16 protein-coding genes are annotated in these 17,416 nt (G+C 47.2%); 8 read left to right on the forward strand and 8 right to left on the reverse strand.

Annotated elements, in window-relative coordinates:
- Window positions 1–140: 140 nt before the first annotated feature.
- The 3 genes from JOY44_RS18135 to JOY44_RS18145 all read left to right on the forward strand — a co-directional run bounded on the left by JOY44_RS18135 (window position 141) and on the right by JOY44_RS18145 (window position 2,246).
- Window positions 141–1,274 (forward strand): AAA family ATPase, encoded by a 1,134-nt coding sequence (locus tag JOY44_RS18135; protein WP_171574989.1) that lies wholly within the window; start codon window positions 141–143, stop codon window positions 1,272–1,274.
- 5 nt (window positions 1,275–1,279) lie between these two features.
- Window positions 1,280–1,936: a DUF3226 domain-containing protein gene (locus JOY44_RS18140; protein ID WP_171574990.1), complete on the forward strand. Its 657-nt coding sequence runs from the start codon at window positions 1,280–1,282 to the stop codon at window positions 1,934–1,936.
- A 79-nt stretch (window positions 1,937–2,015) separates the two neighbouring features.
- Window positions 2,016–2,246, forward strand: a complete 231-nt coding sequence (locus tag JOY44_RS18145) for a type II toxin-antitoxin system HicB family antitoxin (RefSeq protein WP_171574991.1) — start codon at window positions 2,016–2,018, stop codon at window positions 2,244–2,246.
- A 112-nt stretch (window positions 2,247–2,358) separates the two neighbouring features.
- Here the strand turns inward: JOY44_RS18145 and JOY44_RS18150 are convergent, their stop codons facing one another.
- Together JOY44_RS18150 and JOY44_RS18155 are read right to left on the reverse strand one after the other, a co-directional pair.
- Window positions 2,359–3,738, reverse strand: coding sequence for a DUF3370 domain-containing protein (locus tag JOY44_RS18150; RefSeq protein ID WP_171574992.1), 1,380 nt, complete (start codon window positions 3,736–3,738; stop codon window positions 2,359–2,361).
- Window positions 3,739–3,765: 27 nt separating this feature from the next.
- Window positions 3,766–4,281 carry a peptidase C15 gene (locus tag JOY44_RS18155; protein ID WP_171574993.1) on the reverse strand — a complete coding sequence of 172 codons (516 nt, stop codon included), beginning with the start codon at window positions 4,279–4,281 and terminating at the stop codon, window positions 3,766–3,768.
- 131 nt (window positions 4,282–4,412) lie between these two features.
- On the opposite strand from JOY44_RS18155, the gene hisH reads away from it, so the two are divergent.
- From hisH to JOY44_RS18175, 4 genes are all read left to right on the forward strand, one after another.
- Complete coding sequence (gene hisH, locus JOY44_RS18160) at window positions 4,413–5,075, forward strand: imidazole glycerol phosphate synthase subunit HisH (RefSeq protein WP_171574994.1); 663 nt, start codon at window positions 4,413–4,415, stop codon at window positions 5,073–5,075.
- Window positions 5,072–5,617 carry a 16S rRNA (guanine(966)-N(2))-methyltransferase RsmD gene (gene rsmD, locus JOY44_RS18165; protein ID WP_171574995.1) on the forward strand — a complete coding sequence of 182 codons (546 nt, stop codon included), beginning with the start codon at window positions 5,072–5,074 and terminating at the stop codon, window positions 5,615–5,617. Before hisH ends, rsmD begins: the two co-directional genes overlap by 4 nt.
- A 156-nt stretch (window positions 5,618–5,773) precedes the next feature.
- Window positions 5,774–8,911 (forward strand): AAA family ATPase, encoded by a 3,138-nt coding sequence (locus JOY44_RS18170; protein WP_171574996.1) that lies wholly within the window; start codon window positions 5,774–5,776, stop codon window positions 8,909–8,911.
- Window positions 8,912–9,321: 410 nt separating this feature from the next.
- Window positions 9,322–10,575 carry an IS110 family transposase gene (locus JOY44_RS18175; protein WP_171574892.1) on the forward strand — a complete coding sequence of 418 codons (1,254 nt, stop codon included), beginning with the start codon at window positions 9,322–9,324 and terminating at the stop codon, window positions 10,573–10,575.
- Window positions 10,576–11,303: 728 nt separating this feature from the next.
- Here the strand turns inward: JOY44_RS18175 and JOY44_RS32190 are convergent.
- Complete coding sequence (locus JOY44_RS32190; RefSeq protein ID WP_171574997.1) at window positions 11,304–11,642, reverse strand: DUF805 domain-containing protein; 339 nt, start codon at window positions 11,640–11,642, stop codon at window positions 11,304–11,306.
- A gap of 604 nt (window positions 11,643–12,246) precedes the next feature.
- Here JOY44_RS32190 and JOY44_RS18185 point away from each other — a divergent pair.
- A complete protein-coding gene (locus tag JOY44_RS18185; protein ID WP_171574998.1) occupies window positions 12,247–12,819 on the forward strand; it encodes a Uma2 family endonuclease in 573 nt (190 codons plus the stop codon).
- Here JOY44_RS18185 and JOY44_RS32425 read toward each other — a convergent pair.
- From JOY44_RS32425 to JOY44_RS18205, 5 genes are all read right to left on the reverse strand, one after another.
- The gene (locus JOY44_RS32425; protein ID WP_281063311.1) at window positions 12,798–12,932 is read right to left on the reverse strand and encodes a hypothetical protein; all 135 of its coding nucleotides are present in this window, start codon (window positions 12,930–12,932) and stop codon (window positions 12,798–12,800) included. The genes JOY44_RS18185 and JOY44_RS32425 overlap by 22 nt on opposite strands.
- 47 nt (window positions 12,933–12,979) lie before the next feature.
- Window positions 12,980–14,110, reverse strand: coding sequence for a fatty acid desaturase family protein (locus JOY44_RS18190; protein ID WP_171575000.1), 1,131 nt, complete (start codon window positions 14,108–14,110; stop codon window positions 12,980–12,982).
- 314 nt (window positions 14,111–14,424) lie between these two features.
- Window positions 14,425–14,904, reverse strand: a complete 480-nt coding sequence (locus tag JOY44_RS18195) for a Dps family protein (RefSeq protein ID WP_171575001.1) — start codon at window positions 14,902–14,904, stop codon at window positions 14,425–14,427.
- A gap of 140 nt (window positions 14,905–15,044) precedes the next feature.
- The gene (devC, locus tag JOY44_RS18200) at window positions 15,045–16,202 is read right to left on the reverse strand and encodes an ABC transporter permease DevC (protein ID WP_171575002.1); all 1,158 of its coding nucleotides are present in this window, start codon (window positions 16,200–16,202) and stop codon (window positions 15,045–15,047) included.
- Between the two features lie 11 nt (window positions 16,203–16,213).
- Window positions 16,214–17,344: an ABC exporter membrane fusion protein gene (locus tag JOY44_RS18205; RefSeq protein ID WP_197985550.1), complete on the reverse strand. Its 1,131-nt coding sequence runs from the start codon at window positions 17,342–17,344 to the stop codon at window positions 16,214–16,216.
- Window positions 17,345–17,416: the final 72 nt, after the last annotated feature.

Below are 17,416 nucleotides of genomic sequence, written 5' to 3' on the forward strand. Positions count from 1 at the left end.
ATTGTCTCGCTTCCAGGGTAATAATAGTTACGTACTTTAAAGCACCGTACATCTTTATACGACAGTAAGGGGAATTCACCTAGTTTCTTTATTTAGCCAGGTATCTTGTAAGCTAATCGAAGGCATTACGGAGAGCTTGTATGCTGGAATCCATTCAGGTAAGTAATTTTAGGCTCTTTCAACATCTTGAAGTTGGAAGGTTGAATCGTGTCAACTTAGTTGTTGGAAAAAATAATGCTGGAAAGAGTGCATTTCTTGAAGCAGTCGAACTTTATGCTAGCAATGCCTCTCCTACAGTCCTTTTTAATCTTGTAAAGTCGAGACAAGAGACTTGGGTTAGTGAAGCTCAACCACAATCTCAAAATTTCACTGGCAATTCCGTGCGCCATCTTTTTTTTAGACATAAATTGCCCCAGGTAGGAGAACAAGGCATCTTACTTGGAGAAGTATTCTCAGATACAAAGCTTCATATTGGTGTTGCCGCCTATCAAAATAAGAATGATGACGAAGGCACTATAAGAAAAATTCGCGTTCCGGGTGTACAGTTGGGTCTCTTTGATGAAGATCTATCGAATGTTGAAGTTTTTCTTGTAGCAGAAGAAGGTGAAAAGACTAGAAGACTTTTTAGATTAGATAGAGATGTGAGAGACACTCGGCGTATCAGCTCCAGAATGTTATACGAAAGGCAGGATGAGTTCAAATACCCATGGCAAAGCGTCCCGACAGAAAACATGCCCAATCGCAGATTAGCCGCTTTGTGGGATTTGATAGGTTTAACTGACTTAGGTTCGGAAATCATTTCTGCCCTTGGCTTAATTGATAATCGGGTTTCTGGAGTCTCTTTTGTAGAAGATATTAGCAATGGGCGCTCAGATGACGGGCGTATTCCTCTAATCAGGATCGAGGGAATAGATGAGCCGCTGCCTCTCAAAAGTATGGGAGACGGTATGACTCGCTTATTTCATATTATTGTTGCTCTTGTAAGTGCTCAGAACGGTCTTCTCTTAATTGATGAGTTTGAAAATGGTTTGCATTGGAGTGTGCAGCCTAAAGTTTGGAATATCGTTTTTCAACTATCAGAGAAGCTAAATGTTCAAGTTTTTGCGACAACTCATAGTCGTGATTGTATAGAAGGATTTGACAGTGCTTGGAATAAATATCCTGACCTTGGTGCTTTCTTTAGGCTTGATGTTAAGGACGGGCTTATTAGAGCAACGGAATATACATCTGAAACCCTTACTGATGCTATTGACATGGACGTTGAAGTGCGGTAAGTAGTATGAACGACGTTTGCGAACAAGATTCAGATAAAGTATTGCTTGTTGAAGGACAGAATGATTGCCATGTGGTCATGGCTCTGTGCGCGGCCCATAGTGTTCCCAAAACTTTCGGCATTTACCAATGTGGTTCAGACGTAGGAGTCTTGAAGAGATTAAATGCTCTAATCGTACGCCCCAATCCTCCCCAAGTAATAGGCGTTATGCTGGATGCTGACAAACCTTCTCTTGAAGGTAGATGGGATAGCATCAAAAGCAAATTAGAGACCAATAACCATAGCTATACGCTCTCGAAAACTCCTAACATTAATGGAACTATAGTTGATGGTGCTGTAGACGAACCTAGGCTTGGGTTTTGGCTTATGCCAAATAATCAGAATTCTGGCATGCTAGAGGACTTTTGTGCAGAACTTGCAGAGCCGAGGTCTTTGTTATTTGCACGAGAATGTGTTGAACAAGCGTCTGGAAGGAACATAACGACTTTCAAAAAAGTACATCGCAGTAAAGCAGTTATTCATACGTATCTTGCTTGGCATGATGAACCTGGCTACCCTTTGGGAAAAGCAATTACAAGCCAAGCTCTTCGTCCCCATACAGATGTTGCAGTAAGATTTACCAATTGGTTGATACATCTATTCGCAGAAATTTCGTGCGATTAGCATCTACAATCCATTACGTGACGCGAGTGATTGGATTGATGGAGCAGACAGAAATTCAAGAAGACGAAGAAGGTCAAGCATGAACTATCCCACTGTAATTTACCCATGTAATGAGGGTGGCTATGTTGCAGAAGTTCCAGCTTTGAAGGGATGTTTGGCTCAGGGTGAAACTTTGTCTGAAACATTACAAGAATTGGAAGTTGTCACAAAGCTGTGGATTGAAACAGCGGAGAAACATGGACAGCCTTTGCCTAACGTTGATAGTGCAATTGAGAAGGCTAAGGCTTTGAGATACAGCAGTTCCAGGTGAGGACGAGGATAGAATGGCAAGGATAAACTCAGCGATCGCACAGCAAAAGCAAAGTTTTTGAAGTCGCCGTTTGAGAGCTTGGGCGATCGCAACTGAGTCAATCCTTCAACCGCTATTCCTTTAGGGTTTTGACCGTGAGAATTTGCGGTGGAGTGGAATCGGGAGGATAAAGGAAATCGAACTGAACCAAGCGACGATCGCCGGGTTTCATCGTCATCACGGCTAGGGGTTCGCCCTGTTGTCCGCGTCGCTGCACTAGATGCACATAGCGGGTTTGGGGAAGGCGGCGATCGTCGGTGTAGCGCAGCCGCACGGTTCCCCGAAAAAAGACTTGACGGGGCAAGGGTTCAAAAAACCGTAGATTTCCATCCTTGGGCTGATCTTCCTTGATTGGCGTTTCCAGCATGATTGCGACGGTTTGGGTTTGATTCGTGAGATTTTGCAGGGGCAGCGTCAGGTTATATTCGATCGCATAATTGCCATGAGCTTGATACGCCGTATCGGGATAGCGCGCCACCATTCGGGCGGTTTGATTTTGCCCCGTGCCCAACGTGCCCCGCAGTAGGGTACTCAGCCCATAGGAAAACGCTTGTCCGGCTGGGGGGATGGTGAGCGACCAAGTTGCCGGATTGTTGAGTTGAATACCGGGAGGATCAACCACTTGAGCGATCCAGCGCGATCCTTTTGCTACCCCTGCCACACGTCCGTAAATGATTTGTCCTGTTGTTTGATCGGGTGGTGTGGGCGTTTTGTCGCGAGGTTCCGCTAGTTTTCCAGACTCTACCACTGCCTGCCATTCGGCGATCGTGGGCGCGCGTTCTGTGCCAGTTGCATCCGTTGGAGCAAACAGCGCTAAGCTAGCCGCATAAACGGGGGCATTGCTAGAAAGACGCATCAGGGTCGATCGCCCATTGATTGGCGGCTGTAGTTCTTTCACTGGAATCGGCAAATTCAGCAGCATCCGGCTTTGTCTCGGCGGAATCACAATCTGAGCCGGAAAACCTTCCGGGCGTTTCCCTCGCAAAATATCCACCATGGCGCGACTCCCCGGTCCCGCAAACACCGTGCCCAGGGGATTATCTACATAGGCAGGCAAATCGATAAAAGGCGCATCGGGCTGGCTCAAATAGCTGGCGGCTTGCAAAACATCCACCGTCACAGGTTTGCCGCCGGGATTGTGTAGCAGCACACCCAGATACAGCGTCCTCAAGTCGTCTGGGGCTTTGGCTTTGGCAATGTGGTGGGCGAATACATCAAAGCGTCCCTGAAGGCGCACATTCAAATGGGCAGCAGGAGTGCGTTTGCCCGTGGGCGGAAAGGTAGACAGCAAAATGCCTTCGGTTTGCACCAGTTCTGGGCTGTTGCTGTTAAATACCAAGACAGAATCCAGTTTTCCCGGCAACACGCGCACGGTCTGGAGCACTTTGACTTCGTTAGAAACAGGAGCAGGTGTTGCCTGGGCAAACACGACAGCGGATAAAAACGACAGCATAAAATAGGAGTGATAAAACGATTGAGCTTAGCTAGAGGTGACGGGTTGCAGCAGTTTCAAGATGGTGGAAAAATCTTGTACGATCGCATCCAAATTTTCTGGGTTCAACGGAGGTACATGCACGAACAAGCATTGAGTTTTAAGCTGATGCGATTGAATATATTTGAGGACTGAATAATATAGATAGTTGCAGACGAATCGTCCGGTATTGTGACTAATCGCTGTAGTTTGAGTCTGTTCGACTAATGTCTTTAAAGAAATGCTGGTATAAAGAATTTCACCTTGATGCCTGCCGTTGGCTTCGACGGTGAGGTGCGATCGCTTTTCTGCCATGCCACAACAAACAATCACATCGGGCTGTACTGTATCAACCACAGCCAAAACTTTTTCAGGTGCAAGCTGAAAATCAACAGGAATATTTCGAGATAAGTGAGTGTGGGGTGGCAACAATTTACGCTGCACCAGTTCGGTAATTAAATCATCCGATGAGTTTGAAGGTTGAGTCGGTTTCCAGGTGTCAAAGGTTGTCAACAGAATGGACATTGGGCGTTGGTGTGAAAAAGATTTAGCTAGGCGATCGCTTGCGCTGACTGGTCAGTTCGCCGCAAGGTAGGTCAAGAGTTTGTCATTCAAACTACAATTTTACTGACGAAGGTCACAAAGGATGCAAAAAAATGCCGACAATCGCTGTGGTGGATTATGACATGGGCAACTTGCACTCTGCCTGCAAAGGCTTAGAGAAAGCAGGCGCAACTCCTCACATTACCGATTCGCCGAGCGCAATTGACCAAGCAGATGCGATCGTGTTGCCCGGTGTGGGTGCTTTTGATCCGGCAGTCCAACACTTGCGATCTCGCCAGTTGGAAGCGCCAATTAAACGAGCGATCGTCAACGGCAAGCCTTTTCTGGGCATTTGTCTGGGCTTGCAGATTTTGTTTGACTCTAGCGAAGAAGGACAGGAACCCGGTTTAGGCATCATTCCGGGCACCGTCCAACGCTTCACCCACGAACCCAGTATCACCATTCCTCACATGGGCTGGAACCAGCTAGACTTCACCCAGGCAAATCTCGCACTTTGGCAGCAACTTCCGGCTAATCCCTGGGTTTATTTTGTTCACTCCTACTACGTTGCGCCGATTGACCCCGCTTTTCAAGCTGCCACCATTACCCACGGCAGCCAAACCGTCACCGCCGCGATCGCCCGTGACAACCTGATGGCAGTTCAATTTCACCCCGAAAAGTCTTCCACGGCGGGGCTGCAAATCTTAGCAAATTTTGTAAAGCTGGTGGAAAGTAGGCAGACGATAGTCGGCAACCCAATTTCGGTCGCCAAATGACCCTCCGTATCTACGGCAATCGTGCCCTTAAAACGCTGTCTGGCAAAGATACTCGCCCGACTCAATCTATGGTGCGACAAGCATTGTTCAATATTTGGCAGAGTGCGATCGCCGATTGTCGCTGGCTCGATTTGTGTGCTGGCACGGGTGCCATGGGCGCAGAAGCGTTGTGTCGCGGAGCTTCTACCGTCGTGGGAATTGAGCAATCGTCTCGCGCCTGTTCTGTGATTGAGCAAAACTGGCAGCAGGTCGCGGCAGAAGGGCAGGTTTTTCAATTACTTCGCGGCGATGTGGTTAAAAAACTGCCCACCTTATCAGGACAACAGTTCGATCTCATTTATTTTGATCCACCCTATGCCAGCGAGTTATATCAACCCGTGCTGAACGCGATTGCAGCCCACAATTTGTTGTCTGAAAATGGTGAATTGGCAGTGGAACACCGTCTAAAGGGCTTGGATTTCTCTATTCCAACAACCTTAGAAATCTGCCGTCAAAAAAACTATGGAAATACCACACTCACGTTTTACCAACTAAAAAGTTGAGTAGAGCGATCGCCAAAATCGAGTTTAATTATCCAAAAAACTGAATAAATTTAGCGGAAAATCTTTCAAAAAGTGTAGCTAAATTAAAGATCGACCGTACTAAAGTTCAATCGTACTGCTACGCTAAAACTTAGTAGCATCAAAACTGCTTACAGTATGATTCCTCAGCGGCTCGTTCTTAAAAACTTCCTTAGCTATCAAGCAGCCACTTTAGATTTTCAAGGGTTGCACACAGCTTGCATTTGTGGTGCCAATGGAGCCGGAAAATCGTCCTTGCTAGAAGCGATCGCCTGGGTTATTTGGGGAGAAAGCCGCGTTACCTCTGAAGATGATGTCATCCATATGGGCACTCAAGAAGTGCAAGTCGATTTCATCTTTACGACGAACCAACACACCTATCGCATTCTTCGCACTCGTCAACGCGCCCAAGGAGCCACGCTGGAGTTTCAGGTGGCGATGGAAGAGGCAGGGAACAAGGAACAGGGAATAGGGAACAGAACTCAGAACTCAGAACTCAGAACTCAGAACTCTTCTTCCCTTCGTTTTCGTTCCCTCACGGCGAAGGGAGTTCGTGCAACACAGCAGCTTATTTTGGAGCATTTGAAGCTGGATTATGACACCTTTATTAATTCGGCTTATCTGCGGCAAGGACGAGCCGATGAGTTTATGGTGAAGCGCCCGACAGAGCGTAAACAAATTCTGGCGGATTTACTCAAGCTGAATCAATATGATGAGTTGGCAGAAAAAGCGAAAGATCAATCACGGCAGCTAAAAGGACAAATTGATTTATTAGAACGCAACTTGGAGGCGATCGCGGAGCAATTGCAGCAGCAAACCGCGATCGCTGCGGAACAGGCGATCGTGGAAGCAACCTTAGCAGAGATGCAACGCCAGCAGATCGAGGATAAAGCCACCTTGCAAGCGCTTCAAGGTTGCCAGCAGCAGCGGTTGACCTGGCAGCAACAGCTCACCTGGCAGCAGCAGCAAGAAAAAACTTTAGAACAAGACTGTCAGCGCCTTCAACAAGAACTTTTAGCCGCTCATCAGCAACAGCAAGAAGTAGAAGCCTTGTTGCACCAAGCTGAGGCGATCGCGGCTGGATACGCTCAGTTTCAAACCTTGCAGTTGCAAGAAGAACAGTTCTCTGCCAAATTCAAAACCCACCAACTGGTGCAAACGCAGCAACAGCAGTACCAGCAGCAACACCAGGAAAAAATTGCTGAGTTGCACCGTCACCTACAGCAAACCCAGGCGCAGCTTGAAGCGATCGCCCAGCAAGAGCAAGAAATTCAGCACAGTTTGCGAAAAGCCCCAGAGGTCGAAAAAGCGCTGAAAGAGTTGCAGCAAGCCCGGACTGATTTGACCCGGCTGGACCAACTTCAATTTCAGGCAGCCCCATTATTTCAGCGTCGCCAACAGCTTCAGCAACAGCTTGATCGGAGCCACACTCGCCTATCGGCACGGTTAGAAGAACTGCGCGCTTCCGCCCATCAACTCAGCCATCAACAAAAGCGCCAACCCGAACTGCAGCAGGCAGTGGTGTCTGTGAGCGATCGCATTGCTCAACTAGAATCTCAGCGCGACTATTTGCAGCAAGTGCGGGAAAAAGGCGTAGAGCGGCGCAACTTCATGGAGAGGCTGCAAGAACAGCAGCGCGACTACGAAACCCAATTAGCAGAGGTAGATCAGAAGATCTACTGGCTAAAGCAAGATGCGATTAACACGAGTGCCGATATTGAAGAGACCAGTCACGCCTATCCCCCCTGTCCACTTTGCGATCGCCCGTTAGATGAGCATCACTGGAGCCTTGTGTTGAAAAAGCACCAGACCACGCGATCGGAAGTCTTGCAGGAAATTTGGGTGATTCGAGAGCAACTCGCCGCCTCGGAGCGAGAAATTCAAATTTTGCGGCAGGAATACCGCGAAATAGATAAAGGCTTAACCGACTACACCACCGTATTGGAACGCCGGGGGCAGTTGCAAGAACAACTACAATCCACCATTTCGGGGCAAGCAAATTTAAGCCAGCTTCAGATGGAAGCGGCAAAGTTGGAACATACGCTGAATATAGGTAGCTACGCTTCAGATCTCAACGAAGAGCTAGCAGAAATTGATCATCGACTGCAACAGCTAAACTATGACGAAAAAGATCATGCCCTGGCACGAGGGCAAGTTGATCGCTGGCGATGGGCAGAAATCAAGCAGTCAGAAATCAAACAGGCGCGGCAGCGGCAGATCAATCTTGCCCAGCGGCAACCCGAACTTCAGGCTCAACGGATTGAACTAGAAAGCAAGATTGAGCGATTCAAAATAGACTATGCAGCTGCTCTGTCACAGTTTAATCAACAGCTTAACGAAATTGGATATGACATAGATAAACATAACTCTTTGCGCATTGCTTTAAGACAGGCTCAACCCTACCAACTACATTATCAAGAACTGTATAAGTATCAGCAGCAGTACCCTCAATTTCAGCGCCGATTAACAGACTTAGAATCCAATTTAAAAAAGCGTCAAAACAGTCTAAAAATCGCCAAAGCACAAGTCAAAACACTACAGCAGCAACTTCAAGCCAGTCCTGATCGCTGCCATCTAATCCAAGCCACAGAAGAGCAGATCAGTATCCGTCGGAGGGACTTGGATCAGCAACTTTCAGCGTTGGGTCGGCTTCAGCAGCAACATCAACAGCTTGCACTTTTAACCCAGCAACAATCTGCGATCGCCCTACAGCTTCAAACCCTGACCCATCAACAGCGGGTTTATCAAGAAGTCGCGCAGGCATTTGGCAAAAACGGCATTCAAGCATTAATGATTGAAAATGCTCTGCCCCAACTTGAGGTAGAAACTAACCGCATTTTAGGACGGCTCAGCGCCAATCAACTCCATATTCAATTTGTGACTCAACGGTCAGGTACTAGTTCTAAGGCAAAGCTAAAACAAACTAAGTGGAGCGAAACGCTAGACATTGTAATTGCCGATACTCAGGGAACACGCCCCTACGAAACCTATTCTGGCGGAGAAGCCTTTCGGGTTAACTTTGCAATTCGCCTAGCATTGGCACGGTTTTTGGCGCAGCGATCGGGCACGGCACTCCAAATGCTGATTGTGGATGAAGGCTTTGGTACCCAGGATGCCGAAGGCTGCGATCGCCTGATTGCCGCCATCAACGCGATCGCCTCCGATTTTGCCTGCATCCTCACCGTCACCCACGTTCCCCACTTCAAAGAAGCTTTTCAGTCCCGCATCGAAGTAGTCAAAACAGACCAAGGCTCTCAATTACAGTTCGCAATGTAACGGCTGAGGTCAGCGGCTGCAAGTACCTCGAACTCAGCACCAGCGGCTTCCTTAAGTCCGCTGCAACGACTTTATGGGAAGACGACCAATAGAAAGGCAAAAGGAGACGACCATGCAGCGAGTGACAGCCCTGATGTCTACTAACATATCGTTCGCTCCTCATCCTTGAGCTAAACCGATTACAGAAAAGCTTAGAGTAAAAAGCGGGAGAGCCTGCCAGGGCTAGAGGACGACTATGCACTAGAAGTCATTCGATGACTACTAACATATCGAATCGACTCTCTGCCTTTGTCTTATCACAAAATAACGAATTCTCAGGGAATAAGGCTGTAACCGTTTCCATAATCTTTTCGCGGGTGGAGGCGGCAGGTTCTCTCGGTTCAATCAAAATCAATGGACTTTAATCTACCATGACAACTGATGATTATGTCGCTTACATCGGCATTGACTGGGCAGATCGGAAACACGATATTGCCCTCTATGACTGTGCCTCTGGCACCTGGCAAGAGAGCGTCATTCAAACCCGTCCTCAAGACATTTTAGATTGGGTCAATCAGCTCAGGCTTCGTTACGGTCAGGGTAAAATTGCCGTTGCCCTGGAACAGAAACGAGGTCCCTTGCTCTATGCTCTCTGTCAGTATGACAATTTAGTGTTGTTTCCGATTAATCCTCGCACGGTGGCAAACTACCGCAAAGCCTTCCAACCTTCTCGGGCTAAGTCAGACCCGGTGGATGCCCGCATCTTGGTCGAACTGATGCAGAAGCATCCCGAGAAATTAGAACGCTGGGTGACAGGCTGTCCTCAAATCCGCGCCCTCAGACAATGGGTGGAGTCGCGCCGGATGTTAGTGCAAGAGAAGGTCAGATTGACCAATCGCATCACTGCCTCTCTCAAGTCCTATTTCCCTCAAGTCCTCGATTGGTTTGAGGATAAGGACACCCGCCTGTTCTGTGACTTCCTCCAACAGTTCCCGGATGTCAAATCTGCTCAAGCGGCTACCTCACAGCAGTTGACCTTGTTCTTTCGCTCTCATACGGTGGTCAGGCGCACCGCGATCACCCGTCGCATCCAACAAATCCAAGATGCAGGTCCACCCTTGACACCAGACGAGGCGATCGTCGTGCCCGCGCAAGCCTTGACACTGGCACTGGTTGCTCTTTTGAAGGTCATCATCCAACAACTAACCCGCTTTAATGACACCATTGCCCACTTGTTTGAGGCACTCCCGGATGCGCCCTTATTTGCCGAGTTGCCAGGAGCAGGTCCCCATTTAGCACCCCGATTACTCGTGGCGTTTGGAGAAGATCGTTCCCGTTTCACTTCTGCACAAGCCTTCATGAGTTATGTGGGGATTGCTCCGGTTAAGGAGGAAAGTGGGAAGAAAAGATGGGTTCACTGGCGCTGGTCTTGTCCGATTTTCTTGAGGCAGACGTTTGTGGAATGGGTCAACCAGGCAAGACGGTTTTCGGCTTGGTCACAGGCGTTCTATGAACAGCAAAAACAAGCGGGCAAAAGTCATCAAAAAGCGATTCGATCGCTGGCTTACAAGTGGGGCAGAATTTTGTGGCGCTGTTGGCAGGACAACACTCCCTATGATGAGGAGAAGTATGTTGCTGCATTGAGACAGAAGCAATCACCGTTAGTCAAACGGTTGGCAATTTAGTCACTCATTTTCCTGACAAATGAAACCAGTTAAACATCAAATAAACAATGGAGAAATCAACAGAAAAAACAACTGCGAGACAAATGTAAAAATCAAGCAAGCCTGAAATAGGTAACTGAATAAATCTGAAGTTGAGAATAAAAACAATTCACTAACCAACTACAGACGATTTTGTTGGGCATCCAAAAGCAAGTAATACACCAAAACTAAAGGTTCAGACTTCTCTACTGACTCCGTCCACCTCAGGGACTATGTTAGCTGGCTGACGTGCAATAAACTTAATGAACTCAACCGTTACAACACAACCGATCGCCCTCTCTACAGCAAACCTCTCTGAACCTTAAACTACAAAAGAGATCGTCCTCAATACTCAACCTTTGATACTCACCCCAAAGCTGCTGAGACTTTGCGCCACTCATGCGATCGCCCTCACTGACGCAACCTTCACTAACTCAACCTCTGCCACAAACAGATAACTGCTCGGTAACAGGAACCTCGAATCAAGGAAGACAGCTAACGGAGAGCGTCACCGGTGACAGATAACCTTGAACCGAAGCCAGAGGATGCCGTTCGTCCGGTACACGCAAGGGTTAGCTGGCGATCACTGAAGCGGCAGAATTGATTTAGTAAGAAGTTGTTGGGTTTCCTTCGTCAACACAACCTAAAAGATCTGCGATCACACTATGATTACACTATCTATCCTCTCGTTCTTATTCATCTAAATGCTGCTACAACTTAGGAGCAGAGCCAAATCGATTTTCTCCTTCTGTGCCTTTGGTAACTGCAAATATCAGATTTGCGATAGGTACTATTATCCACCATCCACTATGATCAGTGTCATGCATCCTACGGACACCTACAGCAATACTCGGTACTAGGATAGCTAGTGAATAAATAGCGCTAAGAACACTTTGGTCAGTGTTGGTAGCTCTCCCAAGAATCCCCTCGATCAATCCCAATCCAAACGAAATGATCAAGTTAAAGAGGACAAACATCCAGTACTCCGTCCGGTGTGCTCGTCCACTAAAAACTGCATACTTTTTCCAAACTTGCATATACCATTTCATTATTCTTTGCTCCACTTCGGTTTAGGTGTGCCCACCTTCCCCTGTCAAGGTGAGCGTTTGTACTAATAAAATGGCGAAACGACCAACGAGAAAATAGACCTTTACAGTTTCAGCTTGCTTTATTTTCCTAAAAGGAAATTCTCAAAGCATGGTCGTAAATTTCCAGTTTTATCGAGGATCTCTGAAACGCCCATAAATCAGGGATAGTTCATTTGTTCACCTGAGCATGGGTAGTGTGCCCACCCTACTAAAGTAATTAAATCGTACTTAAAAACAAGGCTAACAACTCAATATACTGAAATTTTCCGTATAACACCCCAAATTAGGGACTTATACAGAAAATTTCTGCATAATATTCCAAATAAGGGAATTACGCAGAAAACTTCTGGATAATGCTTCAGTTTGGGTGGATAAACTTAAGTCTTTTGTGTCGATGTTGCTAAACAGGCAGATATATTGCTGCAAGTTGCAACGATCGCTAGCTGCTTTACCTATCTAGTTCTTGATGATGTGTTTTTGTGCCATAGACATGCGATCACTCACTTGCTCCACTCAATAAACCATAAAATGGAGAAACTCAGGAGTCAACGTTTAGGAAAACCCCATGATTGCCAGCCCTGATTTTGCCCATCTAACTCCTGATGAGTATCTCAAACAGGAAGCGCAAAGCATTGAAAAGCACGAATATCGAGATGGCGACGTGTATGCAATGGCGGGAGCGGTGGATGCACACGTCACAATTTCGCTCAACCTAGCGGCTGAACTGCGGCAATTTCTGCGAGGTTCCGGTTGTCGAGTTTACATCACTGATATGAAAGTACGCGTTGAGTCGATCAATCGCTTTTTTTATCCCGATGTGATGGTCACTTGCGACCCGCGAGATCAAGAGACAGCCGCTTACAAGCGATTTCCTAAACTAATTGTGGAAGTATTATCTGAATCGACAGAAGCCTACGATCGCGGCGACAAATTTGCCGACTACCGCCAGCTAGAGAGCTTGCAAGAATATGCGCTAGTAAGTACCAAACGTCAACGAGTGGAATGCTTTCGTCGGGGAGAGAACGGACTGTGGTTTTTACAGGGATATGGTGAACTGGCAAGCGATCGCACTTTCACATTAGAAAGCATTGGGTTTACTGGCGAATTTGCGACGCTTTACGAAGACGCGATTGCCTGATTGCCGCCATCAACGCGATCGCCTCCGACTTTGCCTGCATCCTCACCGTCACCCACGTTCCCCACTTCAAAGAAGCTTTTCAGTCTCGCATCGAAGTAGTCAAAACAGACCAAGGCTCTCAATTACAGTTCGCCATGTAGCGAGTCAAACTTCAGTCACATTAACTAGCCGCAACCTCTAATTTAGCGTCCTCAGCAAAACGGTCGTCTCTTGAAATAGGACAGACCACAGACTTGTCTCCAGACCAATCGGTGAAGATGTTTTCACCCTTATAGTGTCGAGGTGTTTGCAGCATTATCTGCCATGCCTTGCCAGCATCTAGCAAATTAAACCGCTCTGGGTAGTGAGTTTGCAATAATGCTTGAACCATTGGGTAGTAATCTGAGCTTAGCCCCGGAAAAATATGATGCTCTGTGTGATAGGAAAAGTTTAGATGGAGTAAATCGAACACCTTGGGCACTCGAATCGACAAACTGTTCACAAGAACATCATTGAGACTTGTCATTCTACACGCCATGTGATTCGTGTAGATGTAAAACATCACGCCAGCGTAGCCAATCCAAATAGGTAAAAAATAGCTCAGCAGCAACTTCACAGGATTGAATTCTAAATAGGCTAGCAGACCTATATGAAGTCCCAAAATCCCCAAGAACTCTAGGGCGATCGCCCGCCGCTCCTTGCCGCTGACCGTGAAGGCAACAACGGGATACTTTGTCTCGCCATCATTAAACAGCAACACTGAAGTTAGATTCCGAAACGTGTGGATACCCCAGGCATGACCCATACCAATCGTCAATAAGATGGGATTCACCTCAGCCGAAGGAACGAAAGCATTCTGAATCCATTTTCCCCACGTGTTGGGTTGGGAGTGCAGATAATTGCGATCAGGGTCTTGCACAGAATTAGTCTTGCCGTGATGTTCACGGTTATGTACTGCTTTCCACAAAGTGGGCGGCATCCACAATAAGGTTAGACCCAGTATGCTGATGACTCGCCTTAACCAGAGATTGCTAATGGTGCGGTTGTGCATAACATCATGAGTGCTAAACAGAAGCACAATTACGCTATTACCCATTACTAGCGCCAAGGGTAAATAGAGCCAGAGAAAATACCACTGCCAGTGATCAAGATGATCGGCGATCGCCCAGCCTGCAAACAAGATTGCTAGATTAATCAACAAAATCCAAACTTTGTCTGGATTCGATATAAAGGCCTCGGGGGGAAGTAAGGGACGCAGTTTTTTGGCGTAGTCTGCCTGAGTCATCCAGGCTTCTTGATTGATGGAACTCATAAACCTTTCTAAGTTCCCTTAAAGAATAATTGCATTATTTTCGAGTACTTTTTGAACAGCCCAAAGCGCACTTTTATTTCAAAGCTTCCTTGCTTCAGGTGAAGACCAAACTTACACTTACGGTACCTTCACCGCAAGTTGACTTCACCTACATATGGGTAGATATTTGGCGCAAAAACTTTGACAACATTTAATTGAGAGCCCTTCGGTTTGAGCGCTCAAACCGAAGGGCGTTCAGACGAAGTCTGGCACCTATCTAACCCAGATGTACTCATGTGCTTTGAAGGCGATCATCGCCTTCAAAGCACATATAGTTATGCAGTCAAGCCATTGCCCTTTTTCAGCAGTTCTTTCAAAAACCAGCGGTGCTTTTGATGAACTTGCACTAAGCGAGTATATAAATCTGCTGTGCCAATATCACCTGCATTGGCCGCTGCATCTGCATCTCCATGCATCTCGTCAATGATTTGCTCATGAGTCGCGATCGCCTCCTCAATCATTTCCCGCACTGACATCTCAGCTGTGGAGCCTTGAATCGAAGCTGTCGGTAAATAATCGGCAGGATTCGCAACAGGTGTGCCATCAATCATTAGGCTACGTTCTGCCAACTCATCAATCATGGCAAAGATTTCGCCGCCCTGTTCTTCAAACAACAGATGCAAATCGCGGAAAAGTGGACCGAAGGTGAGCCAATGATATTTCTTATAGTTGAGGTAGGCAACCAGAGCATTTGCTTGATTGCGATTGAGCGCTTTGACTAAAGCTGTTTGCGAGGCTTGTAAAGTGGTTGTCATAGCATCTCCTTCAAAATTGTCGTATTTTTCGGCAGCTTGTGTAGATGAAAGTTCCGAACCTCTAAATCATACTCGTTATGAGTACGTTTTGACAAGGTGAATTAGAAACTTTTGATCTCATCATTTAGAACGGATGGGGTCTAAAAAATGTCGGCGGGATCGGCATCTTGAACTTTACGAACGGCGATCGCCCCCGAAATAGTGCACATGATCATCGCCAAACACAACACTAAGAATGCGCGATCAGTCGTCATAGCGATCGGCAAAGCGGTCGCATTCCGGGTCAAGTTATACAGTCCTAAAGACAGCAGCAGTCCTGGAATAAAGCCCAAAATTGACAAAATCACCGCTTCTTGGAACACCAGCGTCAGCAAGTAAGAATTACGGTAGCCCATGGCTTTCAGCGTGGCATACTCTGCCAAGTGATCAGTAATGTCGGTGTAGAGAATTTGGTACACAATGACTGTGCCCACTAAAAAACCGATCGCCGTGCCCAAAGTAAAAATAAACCCGATCGCCGTACTGGTTTTCCAGTAGTTGCGCTCAAACTCAATAAATTCTGCTTTAGATAAGACTTTCACATCTTGCAGCGAATCCTGCAAATCTTGCCGCATTAGTTTGAGTAAACTATTCAAATCAGCACCCGGTTTCAATGTCACCATGCCGACGTCAATCATGCCGCTGGTACGACGGCTGAAAATGCGTAAAAAATTGGTGTCACTCGTGATGATATTGCCATCGGCTCCAAAAGATGCGCCCAAAGAGAACAACCCGCCGACCGTTAATCGCCGACCTGCGGCTTCTGTCACAACGGGCTTGCCTTCTGCAAACAACTTGGCAATGGGACCAAACTCTTCCCGCGATTTTTCATCAAACAAAACCACATCCGCTAGACGAATCGGAGTCAGATCAGACACCAATTCACGACTAAAAATCGGTCTGGATGGATCAAAGCCAATCACCAAAATGCCGCGTGTGCGACGATTTTCTGGGTTCTTCCACAGGGCAAAATCCAAATAAATCGGACTAATAGACTCCACGCCGTCATACCCCAGCGTTTGGTAGAGCCGCCGCTGCGAGAAACTTTTCATCGCAATCATGGCAGTAGATTGGGGGCTAATTAAAAAGACATCTCCCTGTAGCTCTTTGTGCATGCCGATAGAACTGTCAAACAGCGCATCTTGAAAGCCAAGCTGAATAAACATCAAAATTACAGCAAACCCTATTCCCGCTAGTGCAATCAGCAAGCGCATTTTCTCGCGTTTGAGCTGCAACCAAGCCAGGGGAATTGCAAACATGATGAATTCCTCTAAGGCGTAATGTTGACTTTAACTTGCAAATTCGTCAACCCAGAAACGGGCTGGCTGTCATCTAAACGAATTTTCACTTCCACTACGCGCACATCGGTATTTGCAGCGGGGTCAGTGTTCAATACGTCATTTTTGCGGATGGCAAGCCCGATTTGATCGACGACTCCAGAAATTTCGCCCGGAAAGGCTGGGCTGGTGATGACTGCTTTTTGTCCCCGTTTCACTTTTTGAATGTCAGTTTCATAAATTTCAGCAACGGCATACATGCGATCGGTTTTGCCAATTTCTACCAGCCCATCGCCGCCAATTTGTTCTCCCTCGCGGGCGTGTACTTTAATGATTTGCCCCGTAATGGGTGATCGCACAACTGCTGCCTCTAGATCTGCCTTAGAGCGCTGCATGCCCGCCATTGCCACATTCACCTGCGCTTGCGCCTGCTGCACATCCGTTGGGCGCACTTCAGCAACGCTAGCAAGGGTTTTCAGTGCCTGGTCATACTCACGCTTGGCTCGATCTAAATCTCGTGCAGTTGCTTCGGCTTTGAGTTGGCGATTTCTCGCTTCCTGCTCAGAAATTGCACCCTCGCGAAATAAATTTTGGTAGCTTTGTGCTTCCCACTTAGCCGTACTCGACTCTGCTTCCAGTTTTGCAACTGTTGCTCTGCGTGATTCTGCTGTCGCTTGCTGCGCTTCAATATCGCCCCGCTTAGCACCCACTTGCACTTGAGCTAATCGACTCTGAGCTTCCTGTACTTGTGCTTGAGATTGTAGGGCTGCTGCCATCAAGCGATCGTATACATCTAAGACTGCGATCGGTTGCCCCACTTTCACTTGGCTCCTTTCTTGAACCAGCAAACGAGCGACTCGCGGAGTACCAAATATCGGAACAGCAGAACCCGAAGTAGAAGAAGCAGCGACTTTAACCACTTCGCCCTCTGGTTCCAAACGCCCCAGTGCGGTGATGGTATTAGCTGATTGTTCAGCCGTTGGAGAGGGACTCAAAGAACCGGGTTGGCTGGTGGATGAAGGGCGTAATGCCAGATAGATTCCTAATCCTGCCACTCCCAGTGCCGCCGCCACTAGCATGGCGATTAGCATCCCTGGAGATTTTAATAACTGTTTCTCACCCAATTAGCTCTACCCGTTAATTTGTGCAACCGTTAATAAGACAGATTGTTACACACCTAGTGAAAGCCAGTAAAA

It is taken from the genome of Leptolyngbya sp. Cla-17 (assembly GCF_016807185.1).
GTDB lineage: Bacteria > Cyanobacteriota > Cyanobacteriia > Leptolyngbyales > Leptolyngbyaceae > ULC077BIN1.

Excerpts from the sequence above, each read along its gene's own strand:
- JOY44_RS18190 (WP_171575000.1), bottom strand. The coding sequence starts at position 14,110 with ATGAGTTCCATCAATCAAGAAGCCTGGATGACTCAGGCAGACTACGCC.
- hisH (WP_171574994.1), top strand. The coding sequence starts at position 4,413 with ATGCCGACAATCGCTGTGGTGGATTATGACATGGGCAACTTGCACTCT.
- JOY44_RS32190 (WP_171574997.1), bottom strand. The coding sequence starts at position 11,642 with ATGAAATGGTATATGCAAGTTTGGAAAAAGTATGCAGTTTTTAGTGGA.
- JOY44_RS18135 (WP_171574989.1), top strand. The coding sequence starts at position 141 with ATGCTGGAATCCATTCAGGTAAGTAATTTTAGGCTCTTTCAACATCTT.
- JOY44_RS18185 (WP_171574998.1), top strand. The coding sequence starts at position 12,247 with ATGATTGCCAGCCCTGATTTTGCCCATCTAACTCCTGATGAGTATCTC.
- JOY44_RS18195 (WP_171575001.1), bottom strand. The coding sequence starts at position 14,904 with ATGACAACCACTTTACAAGCCTCGCAAACAGCTTTAGTCAAAGCGCTC.
- JOY44_RS18155 (WP_171574993.1), bottom strand. The coding sequence starts at position 4,281 with ATGTCCATTCTGTTGACAACCTTTGACACCTGGAAACCGACTCAACCT.
- JOY44_RS18175 (WP_171574892.1), top strand. The coding sequence starts at position 9,322 with ATGACAACTGATGATTATGTCGCTTACATCGGCATTGACTGGGCAGAT.
- JOY44_RS18150 (WP_171574992.1), bottom strand. The coding sequence starts at position 3,738 with ATGCTGTCGTTTTTATCCGCTGTCGTGTTTGCCCAGGCAACACCTGCT.
- JOY44_RS18140 (WP_171574990.1), top strand. The coding sequence starts at position 1,280 with ATGAACGACGTTTGCGAACAAGATTCAGATAAAGTATTGCTTGTTGAA.
- JOY44_RS18170 (WP_171574996.1), top strand. The coding sequence starts at position 5,774 with ATGATTCCTCAGCGGCTCGTTCTTAAAAACTTCCTTAGCTATCAAGCA.
- JOY44_RS18145 (WP_171574991.1), top strand. The coding sequence starts at position 2,016 with ATGAACTATCCCACTGTAATTTACCCATGTAATGAGGGTGGCTATGTT.
- devC (WP_171575002.1), bottom strand. The coding sequence starts at position 16,202 with ATGTTTGCAATTCCCCTGGCTTGGTTGCAGCTCAAACGCGAGAAAATG.
- rsmD (WP_171574995.1), top strand. The coding sequence starts at position 5,072 with ATGACCCTCCGTATCTACGGCAATCGTGCCCTTAAAACGCTGTCTGGC.